This window comes from Streptomyces sp. NRRL B-24572 (assembly GCF_002156145.1).
GTDB lineage: Bacteria > Actinomycetota > Actinomycetes > Streptomycetales > Streptomycetaceae > Streptomyces > Streptomyces vietnamensis.
Map to the genome: position 1 here is coordinate 1 of NZ_MWIG01000106.1, position 9,283 is coordinate 9,283.

Annotated in this window: 8 protein-coding genes; 6 read left to right on the forward strand and 2 right to left on the reverse strand. The window is 71.1% G+C overall.

All coding sequences use genetic code 11. The features are described from left to right. Positions 1 to 22: 22 nt before the first annotated feature. Positions 23 to 1,204: an acyl-CoA dehydrogenase family protein gene (locus CCN56_RS06595; RefSeq protein ID WP_086824482.1), complete on the reverse strand. Its 1,182-nt coding sequence runs from the start codon at positions 1,202 to 1,204 to the stop codon at positions 23 to 25. Between the two features lie 204 nt (positions 1,205 to 1,408). On the opposite strand from CCN56_RS06595, the gene CCN56_RS06600 reads away from it, so the two are divergent. The 5 genes from CCN56_RS06600 to CCN56_RS06620 all read left to right on the forward strand — a co-directional run bounded on the left by CCN56_RS06600 (position 1,409) and on the right by CCN56_RS06620 (position 7,240). Continuing rightward, positions 1,409 to 2,617, forward strand: a complete 1,209-nt coding sequence (locus tag CCN56_RS06600; RefSeq protein WP_086824484.1) for a CaiB/BaiF CoA-transferase family protein — start codon at positions 1,409 to 1,411, stop codon at positions 2,615 to 2,617. A gap of 66 nt (positions 2,618 to 2,683) precedes the next feature. Beyond that, positions 2,684 to 3,364 carry a GntR family transcriptional regulator gene (locus CCN56_RS06605; RefSeq protein ID WP_086824486.1) on the forward strand — a complete coding sequence of 227 codons (681 nt, stop codon included), beginning with the start codon at positions 2,684 to 2,686 and terminating at the stop codon, positions 3,362 to 3,364. Between the two features lie 230 nt (positions 3,365 to 3,594). Then, positions 3,595 to 4,338, forward strand: coding sequence for a hypothetical protein (locus tag CCN56_RS06610; protein ID WP_086824488.1), 744 nt, complete (start codon positions 3,595 to 3,597; stop codon positions 4,336 to 4,338). Between the two features lie 97 nt (positions 4,339 to 4,435). Beyond that, a complete protein-coding gene (locus CCN56_RS06615; RefSeq protein ID WP_086824490.1) occupies positions 4,436 to 5,029 on the forward strand; it encodes a TetR/AcrR family transcriptional regulator in 594 nt (197 codons plus the stop codon). Positions 5,030 to 5,170: 141 nt separating this feature from the next. After that, positions 5,171 to 7,240, forward strand: a complete 2,070-nt coding sequence (locus CCN56_RS06620; protein WP_086824492.1) for a discoidin domain-containing protein — start codon at positions 5,171 to 5,173, stop codon at positions 7,238 to 7,240. Positions 7,241 to 7,294: 54 nt separating this feature from the next. Here the strand turns inward: CCN56_RS06620 and CCN56_RS06625 are convergent, their stop codons facing one another. Continuing rightward, the gene (locus CCN56_RS06625; protein WP_086824493.1) at positions 7,295 to 8,545 is read right to left on the reverse strand and encodes a YncE family protein; all 1,251 of its coding nucleotides are present in this window, start codon (positions 8,543 to 8,545) and stop codon (positions 7,295 to 7,297) included. Between the two features lie 152 nt (positions 8,546 to 8,697). Here CCN56_RS06625 and CCN56_RS06630 point away from each other — a divergent pair. Further along, positions 8,698 to 9,283 (forward strand): CBS domain-containing protein (locus tag CCN56_RS06630; RefSeq protein ID WP_086824495.1); only part of this gene is annotated, 586 nt, incomplete at its 3' end.

Consider the following 9,283-nt stretch of genomic DNA (forward strand, 5'->3'; position numbering starts at 1 on the left):
GGGACCGGGAGGGCTCGCCGGTTCAGCGGAAGGCCTGCTCGCCGGTAAGCGCCTTGCCGATGACCAGGGAGTGGACCTCGCTCGTGCCCTCGTAGGTGAGCACCGACTCCAGGTTGTTGGCGTGGCGCAGCACCGGGTACTCCAGGGTGATGCCGTTGGCGCCCAGGATCGTGCGGCACTCGCGGGCGATCGCGATCGCCTCGCGGACGTTGTTCAGCTTGCCCACGCTGACCTGCTCGGGGGTGAGCGCGCCCGCGTCCTTGAGCCGGCCGAGGTGGAGGGCGAGGAGCATGCCCTTGCCGAGCTCGACGGACATGTCGGCGAGCTTCTGCTGGGTCAGCTGGTACGAGGCGAGGGAACGGGCGAAGACGACCCGGTCCTTGGCGTAGGAGATCGCCGTCTCCAGGCAGTCGCGGGCGGCGCCGAGCGCGCCGAAGACGATGCCGAAGCGGGCCTCGTTGAGGCAGCCGAGCGGGCCGGAGAGGCCGCGGGCCTCGGGCAGCATCGCGTCGGCCGGGAGGCGGACGTCCTCGAAGACCAGTTCGCTGGTGACGCTCGCCCGCAGCGAGAGCTTCATCTTGATCTCCGGGGCGCTGAAACCGGGGGTGCCGGCCGGGACGAGGAAGCCCCGGACGCCGTCCTCGGTGCGCGCCCAGACGACGGCGACGTCGGCGACCGAACCGTTGGTGATCCACATCTTGGTGCCGTTCAGCACCCAGTCGGAGCCGTCCCGCTTGGCGTTGGTCCGCATGGCGCCCGGGTCGGAGCCGGCGTCCGGCTCGGTGAGGCCGAAGCAGCCGATGTACTCGCCGGCCGCCATCTTCGGCAGCCACTGCTGCTTCTGCTCCTCGGAGCCGTACTTCCAGATCGCGTACATGGCGAGGGAGCCCTGCACGGAGACGAGGGAGCGCAGTCCGGAGTCGACGGCCTCCAGCTCCAGACAGGCGAGGCCGTACGCGACGGAGTTGGTGCCCGCGCAGCCGTAGCCCTCCAGGTGCATGCCGAGCACGCCGACGCCGCCGAGGGTGCGGGCGAGTTCGCGGGCGGGGATCTCGCCCTTCTCGAACCAGCCGGCGACGTGCGGCCGCAGCTCGCGGTCGGCGACGGCGCGCACCGTGTTGCGGATCTCCCGCTCCTCGTCGGTCAGGAGTCCGTCGAGGGCGAGCAGGTCGAAGGGGTGGACGGGGGTGGACGGCGACTTCACGGACGGCCTCCTGGCGACTGTGGCAACTCGGCGAGCCGAAGCGTAGCCCTAGATCGGATATTGGATCCAGTATTGAAAATCCGAGATCCGAACCGTACGGTCCGATTGGATCCAATCTCCAGTCGCCTGGATCCGATCTCCAGTCGCCTGGATCCAACCTCCGGTTTTCTGGATCCAACCTCCAGCGGGAGCGAGGGAAGCCGCATGCACGCAGATCAGCCCGGCACACCGGGGACGCCCCCCACGGCCGGCGCCCTGTCCGGGATCGTCGTCGCCGACTTCGGCCGGGTGCTCGCCGGGCCCTACATGACGATGCTCCTCGCCGACCTGGGCGCGGACGTGATCAAGATCGAGCGGCCGGGCTCCGGGGACGACACGCGCGCGTGGGGCCCGCCGTTCGCCGCCGGGGAGGCCACGTACTTCCTCGGCGTGAACCGGAACAAGCGCTCCGTGGCACTCGACCTCACGGCTGCTGAAGACCTGGCCGCGGCCCGCGCGATCGTGGACCGCGCGGACGTCCTCGTCGAGAACTTCCGCCCCGGCACGATGGAGAAGCTCGGCCTCGGATACGAGGACGTGCGGGCGTCCAATCCCGGGCTCGTCTACTGCTCGGTGACCGGCTTCGGCGCCGCCGAGGGCGCCGGACTGCCGGGCTACGACCTGCTCGTCCAGGCCATGGGCGGCCTCATGAGCGTGACCGGCGAACCGGACGGGCAGGGCACGAAGGCCGGGGTCGCCCTGGTCGACGTCATCACCGGCCTCCACGCGGGCATGGGCGTCCTCGCCGCCCTGCGGCACCGCGAACGCACCGGCGAGGGCCAGCGGGTCGAGGTCTCCCTGCTCGGCTCCCTCCTCTCGGCGCTCACCAACCAGGCCGCCGCCCACCTCGGCGCCGGGGTCGTGCCGCGCGCGATGGGCAACAGGCACCCGAGCATCGCCCCGTACGAGGTCTTCGATGCGCAGGACCGGCCGCTGGTACTCGCCGTGGGCAACGACCGGCAGTTCGGGACCCTGTGCGAGCGGATCGGCCGGCCCGGGCTGGCGGAGGATCCCCGCTTCGCGACGAACACGGCCCGGGTCGCCCACCGGGAGGAGCTGATCGAGGCCCTCGCGGGCCCGCTCGCCACCCGTACCGCCGACGGCTGGTTCGAGGAGCTCACGGCGGCCGGCGTGCCCTGCGGGCCGATCAACGACCTGGCGGCCGCCTTCGACCTCGCCGACCGGCTGGGGCTCGCCCCGCGCGTCCCGGAGTCCGCGGCCGGTCCCGGTCAGGTCGCCCACCCGATCCGGCTCGGCGCCACCCCGCCCTCCTACCGCACCGCTCCCCCGCGCCTCGGCGAGCACACGGACGACGTCCGGTCGGAGCTGGGCGGGCTTGTCCACAGGGGCTCGGCGGCGAACGGCCACACGTAGCAAGATGGTCGCCACCGGCGGAGGGATCCACCGGTGGCGACACGAGGGAACGGAAGGTCACAGGCGATGAGCAGCGCGACGGAGAGGCGGCGGCCGCAGACCGCCCAGCAGTTCGTCCTGGAGGAACTGCGGCGCGCCATCACCAGCGGGGAGCTCCGGCCCGGCGGGCCGATCCGCCAGGAGGCCCTGGCGGCGCGGTTCGAGGTGAGCCGGGTCCCGCTCCGGGAGGCCCTGAAGGCCCTGGAGGCCGAGGGCCTGGTGGTCCATCACGTCCACCGGGGCTACTTCGTCGCCGAGCTGTCCCTCGACGACCTGGAGGAGATCTACCGGATCCGGGAGCTCCTGGAGACCGAGGCGGTCCGCATGGCCGTGCGGTGGATGCCGGACGGCACGGTCGCCGCTCTCGAACGGATCCAGCGGGACGTCGAACGGGCCGCCGAGGAAGGGGACGTGGCCGCGATGGCGGCGGCGAACCGACTCTTCCACTTCACCCTGATCGAGGCGTCCGGGATGCCGCGCCTGGTCCGCCTCATCACGACCCTGTGGGACGCCACCGACGCGTACCGCTCGCTCTACTACACCGACGCCCCGCACCGGAAGCTGGCCGTGCGGGAGCACCGCGCCGTCATCTCCGCCCTCCGCCACGGCGACGAGGAGGCCGCCCTCCACTGGCTCGACGAGCACCGGGCCCACGCGGTGGCGGCGCTGCGCGAGGTCCTCGACGTGAAGGACCCGGAAGAAGACTGACCTCGCGGAGGACGCGCCCGGAAACACCCCGCGCGGCCAGGCCTCTCGCCGACGAGGCGGGAGCGCGGGAAGGCTTATCATCTCCCGTCGCGGGGACGAGTACAGGCCACGGCGCCCTTGCCCTCCTCGCTGCCCCGCACCCGCACCCGCAACCGCGGTGCGGGACGGCGCGTCTTCGGAGCTGCCGGACGGCGGACGGACGACGCGAACGGACACAAGGGGGTCCTGCGGTGAACGGGAAGAGAAGCCGGACAGCACGCGGAACGTGGCTGATCACGGCCCTGGTGCTGGCATCGGTCACGGTGGGCTGCCAGGACACGGGAGGCGACGGAGCGGGTGCGAAGCCCGAGCCCGACAAGTCCGCGGGCGCTTCGAAGGCTCCGGGGAAGGGCGAGGGCAAGGGCGAGGGCAAGGGAAAGGAATCGGCCAAGCCGTCGCCGACGACGTCGACGTCGACGTCGAAGAAGCCGACGCAGCCGGGCAAGGACGCCTCGGCGGGCGCGCTGACGTGCGACCAGCTGCGTAACGCCCCGCTGCAGACGTCGTCCTTCCGTTTCCCCGACGCCCCGGACGGGACGGTCGCCTTCACCGACGGACGTTGGGAGGGCGACGGCGTGGTGATCGAGCTTCAGCCGCAGTGCGGCATCGGGGACATGACGGGCGACCCCGCCGAGGACGCCGTGGCGGCCGTCAAGGTCACCACCGGCGGCACGGGCAAGTTCTACGGCCTCGTCACCTGGCGCAACGACTCCGGCTCCCCGGTGCCCGTGGCAGCCGCCTCGCTCGGCGACCGCACCCCCGTGGAGTCGATCGACGTCTCGTCACCGGCACCGCGCCAGGCGACCGTCGTCTACCTGACGCGCGGGGACTCCGAGCCCTCGGCCGCCGTGACGATCCGCCGCTCCGCCGTGTACCGCGTGACAGAGCCCACCCTGACCGAACTCCACCACAGCGACACGCCGTACACCCCCTGACGGCTCGCTCGGCCGGTCCCGTCGCGGACGGGACCGGTCGAGAAAAGGGGCGCGGGGGTGCTGCGGTTACCCTGTGCGCCGGACGCGAGGAGGAACCATGGCGCGGATGCCGTCGGCCGAACGACGCAGGCAGCTGGTCGAGGCGGCGATCAGGGCGATGACCAGGGACGGCGTCGCCCGGACCACCACCCGGTCGATCTGTGCCGAGGCGGAGGTCTCGCTGAGCGTCTTCCACTACTGCTTCGACTCCAAGCAGGCGCTCCTGGAGGCCGCCATCGAGTCGATCACCGACACCTACGTCGTCCACGTCATGTCCGCGGTCGAGCCCAGGGCGACCCTGCGCGAGACGGTACGGAGCGCCCTCGGCACGTACTGGAACCACGTCACGGCCCACCCGGCCGAGCACATGCTGACGTACGAGCTCACCCAGTACGCCCTGCGCGAGGAGGGGTTCGAGCATCTGGCACGTGCCCAGTACGAGCAGTACGTCGCCTCGGGGACCGTCCTGATCGAGCAGGTCTGCGCGGTGTGCGAGGTCGAGCCGAAGGTGCCCGTGAACCTGCTCGCGCATCTGCTCGCGGCGATGATCGACGGGCTGACCCTGCAGTACCTGGTCCTCGGCGACGAGCGGACCGCCACGGCACTGCTCGACGCGACGGCCGAACAACTGGTCACGCTGATCGGGGGCTGACACTTCATCAACAGGTCATTTGACCCGGACCCTTGACTCACTCGGCGATCCTCGCGATCCTCGGGCCGAGCCGCTGTTACCGCAAGAAACACTTGGCGGCCCACGCCCGGTACTCCCCCATGACCGAAGGCATCGCTGACCATGAATCGACCAACAACGCGCAGAGGGGGCGGGCGGTTCGCCCTCGTCTCGCTCTTCATCGCCCTGGCCACCGTCGTCTTCGGCGCGGGGCCGGTCCCCGCGGCCGACGCCGGTTCGTGGTGGGAACCCACCGCGCGGCCCGCCCCCGACTCCCAGATCAACGTCACGGGCGAGCCGTTCAAGGGAACGGACGCGCAGGGGAAGGTGCGCGGGTTCGTCGACGCGCACAACCACCTGATGTCCAACGAGGGCTTCGGCGGCCGCATGATCTGCGGCGCGACCTTCTCCGATGCCGGCGTCGCCGACGCGCTCAAGGACTGCCCGGAGCACTACCCGGACGGCTCCGGCGCGCTCTTCGAGCATCTGACCGGCGGCGACAACGGCAAGCACGACCCTGTCGGCTGGCCCACCTTCAAGGACTGGCCCGCCCCCGACTCGATGAGCCACCAGCAGAACTACTACGCGTGGGTCGAGCGGGCCTGGCGCGGCGGGCAGCGGGTCCTGGTCAACGACCTGGTGACCAACGGCCTGATCTGCTCGCTCCTGCCGCGCGACCGCGGCTGCGACGAGATGGACGCCCTCCGGCTCGAAGCCCGCAAGAGCTACGAACTGCAGGACTACATCGACAAGATGTACGGCGGCCCGGGCAAGGGCTGGTTCCGCATCGTGACCGACTCCGCGCAGGCCCGCTCGGTGATCAAGGAGGGCAAGCTCGCCGTCGTCCTGGGCGTGGAGACCTCGGAGCCCTTCGGCTGCAAGCAGATCCTCGACATCGCCCAGTGCAGCCAGGCGGACATCGACAAGGGTCTCGACGAGCTGTACGGGCTCGGCGTGCGCAGCATGTTCCTGTGCCACAAGTTCGACAACGCTCTGTGCGGTGTCCGCTTCGACAGCGGCACGACCGGTGTCGCCGTGAACATCGGCCAGTTCCTGTCGACCGGCACCTTCTGGGCCACCGAGAAGTGCGCGGGCCCGCAGCACGACAACCCGATCGGCCTCGCCGCCGCGCCGCCCGCGATGGCCGAGAAGCTGCCGGCCGGGGTGAGCGTCCCCTCGTACGCCTCCGACGCCCAGTGCAACACCCGTGGTCTCACGCGGCTCGGTGAGTACGCCCTGAAGGGCATGATCCAGCGCGGCATGATGTTGGAGCTGGACCACATGAGCGTCAAGGCCGCCGGGCGGGCGCTCGACATCCTGGAGGCCGAGGAGTACCCGGGCGTCATCTCCAGCCACAGCTGGATGGACCTGGACTGGACGGACCGGGTCTACGGGCTCGGCGGTTTCGTCGCCCAGTACATGGGCAGCGCCCAGGGCTTCGTCGGCGAGGCCGGGCAGAAGGCCGAACTGCGCAAGAAGTACGGGGTCGGTCTCGGCTACGGCACCGACATGAACGGCGTCGGCGCCCATCCGGGTCCGGTCGGGGCCGACGCGCCGAACGCGGTGAAGTACCCGTTCCGCAGCTTCGACGGAGGCTCGGTCCTCGACCGCCAGGTCACCGGTGAGCGCACCTGGGACCTCAACACCGACGGCGCCGCGCACAACGGTCTCGTGCCGGACTGGGTCGAGCAGATCCGGCTCTCCCCCGGTGGTCAGAGCGTCGTGGACGACCTGTCGCGGGGAGCGGAGTCGTACCTGACCACCTGGAAGCGGACCGAGGACCACGAGCCGGGTGTGAACCTGGCGGCCGGGCAGCCGGTGTCGGCCTCCACCACGCAGTGGTGGAACCCGTTCGTGGACTTCTCGCCCGGTCTCACGGTCGACGGCAACACGGGGACCCGCTGGGCCAGCGAGTGGTCGGACGACCAGTGGCTGAAGGTGGACCTGGGCTCGGTGCGCCGGGTCGGCCGGGTCACGCTGGACTGGGAGCGGGCCTACGCGCGCGCGTACCGGATCGAGCTGTCGGAGGACGGCACGACCTGGAAGGACGTGTGGTCCACGGACGCGGGTGACGGCGGCTACGACACGGCGACGTTCGACTCGCAGTCGGCCCGCTACGTGCGCATCCACGGGGTGAAGCGGGCCACGGACTGGGGCTACTCGCTCTACGAGGTGGCCGTCAACAGGTCCTGAGCGCAAGGGGAGAGGGGCCGTCGGATCCGACGGCCCCTCTCCGTGTCCGGGGTGTCAGCCGGCCGCGGGGCCGGTCCAGTCGGCGGGGACGCGGGCGAGCCGTACCCGCTGGGGGTGGTCGCCGACGTCGACGGAGGCCACCCGCTGCCCGGTGGCGAAGTCGATGGCCGTGACCCGGTCGGCGCCGCTCTCGGAGACGACGCAGGACTTGCCGTCGCCGCTCACGGTCGCCCAGTAGGGCTTGGAGGCCGGGACGAGCGGGCCCTGCTCGAGCGTGGCGCGGTCGACGACGGTGGCGTAGTCGTCCATGGTCCCGGCGACGCAGAGCTTGTCGCCGTCGGGACTGATCGAGAGGCCGTGGTGGCGCGAGTCGTTGACCCAGGTCGTGCGGTCCGGGTCGGTCGCCGGGTTGCCCGGGAGGTTCTTGAGGCGGGTGATGCGGTCGGAGTCGACGTCGTACTCCAGGAAGCCGTTGAAGAAGGAGACCTGGAAGTAGATCTTCTTCTCGTCCGGGGTGAAGACGAGCGGGCGGACGGCGTCGGAGAGGTCTCCGCGCCCGAAGGCGTCGAGGCGGTCGCGCATGTCGATGACGCGGACGGTCTCGAAGGTGCGGGCGTCGACGACGGTGATCTTCCGGTCGCCCTTGGTCCAGTCGAGCCAGGGGGCGTCGAGCGCGGTGGTGACCTCGCCGATGGACATGTTCCAGAGCAGGCCGTCGGAGGTGAAGACGTTCTCGTGGGGCTTGTCGCCGGTCTTGAAGGAACCGACCTGGCGTCCCGTGGCGATGTCCAGGACGTGCACGGTGTTCGCGGTGGAGGCGGAGACCGCGACGCGGGTGCCGTCGGGCGAGACGGCCATGTGGTCGGCGCGGTAACCGGCCACGGGGAAGCGCCAGTTGATCCGTCCGGTGCGCAGGTCGAGGGAGACGACGTCGGCGAAGCTGGGGCGGGAGACGACCATGGCGGAGCCGTCGGGCGTCGCGTACATGTCGTCGACGAACTGGTCGTGGCCCTCGCCCGGTCCGGTGCGGACGCCGAGGAAGAAGGCGAGCTTCACGGGATTCAGATAGATCTCGCGGAGGCGCTCCTCCCTGTCGGGGATCACGTTCACGCGCGCGATGCGGCCGAAGTCGCCGCGGGAGGCGATGACGTCGGCGGTGCCGTCCCAGTTGTTGCCGACGAACATCACCTCACGGAGCCCGGTGGGTGCGGCGGCTCCGGTGCCGCCCGTCGTGGCGACGAGCGCGAGGGCGGTGGCGAGGGCTCCGAGGAAGCGGCGGGTCCCGGACGGGCGGGGAGAGGGCATGGGGGTCCTTCTTCCGTGACGCGACAACGAGTTACCGGAGGTAACCATGGTCGCGTCAAGCCCACAAGCCCCCGGGACGCACCCCGTCGCGCTTCGCTCCTCCCGCGGTGCGGGATCATGAAGGAAGGAACGCAGAAGGGACGGAACGGACGATGAGGCACCGCAGTGTCGCGGACCTGATGACGCCCACCGCGGTCGCGGTGCAGCGCGGGACGTCGTTCAAGGAGATCGCGCGGCTCCTCGACGAGTACGGCATCACCGCGGTCCCGGTGGTCGACGAGGAGAACCGCCCGGTGGGCGTCGTCTCCGAGGCGGACCTGCTGCGGCGGCACGCGGCGAAGGACGGGCCGAGCTCGGCGGAGGCCATGATGTCGAGCCCGGCCGTGACGGCCCGGCCCTCCTGGACGGCCGTCGAGGCGGCCCGCCTGATGGAACGGCACCGGGTGAAGCGGCTCCCCGTCGTGGACGCGGACGGCCGGCTGATCGGGGTGCTCAGCCGCAGCGACCTGCTCCAGCTGTTCCTGCGGCGGGACCGCTCGATCCAGGAGGAGATCCGCGAGGACGTGATCGTCCGCATCCTGCGCCTCTCCCCCTCGGCCGTGCACATCGACGTCGACGAGGGCCGGGTGACGCTGAGCGGCACCCTGGAACGCCCGGGCCTCGGCCCGATCCTGGTCCGCCTCTGCGAGACGGTGGACGGGGTGGTGGAGGTCGTGGACCGGATGGCGTACGGGGAGG

What these genes read in the sequence shown, in the direction of transcription:
- CCN56_RS06620 (WP_086824492.1), top strand. Translation starts at nt 5,171, where the DNA reads ATGAATCGACCAACAACGCGCAGAGGGGGCGGGCGGTTCGCCCTCGTC.
- CCN56_RS06615 (WP_086824490.1), top strand. Translation starts at nt 4,436, where the DNA reads ATGGCGCGGATGCCGTCGGCCGAACGACGCAGGCAGCTGGTCGAGGCG.
- CCN56_RS06600 (WP_086824484.1), top strand. Translation starts at nt 1,409, where the DNA reads ATGCACGCAGATCAGCCCGGCACACCGGGGACGCCCCCCACGGCCGGC.
- CCN56_RS06605 (WP_086824486.1), top strand. Translation starts at nt 2,684, where the DNA reads ATGAGCAGCGCGACGGAGAGGCGGCGGCCGCAGACCGCCCAGCAGTTC.
- CCN56_RS06625 (WP_086824493.1), bottom strand. Translation starts at nt 8,545, where the DNA reads ATGCCCTCTCCCCGCCCGTCCGGGACCCGCCGCTTCCTCGGAGCCCTC.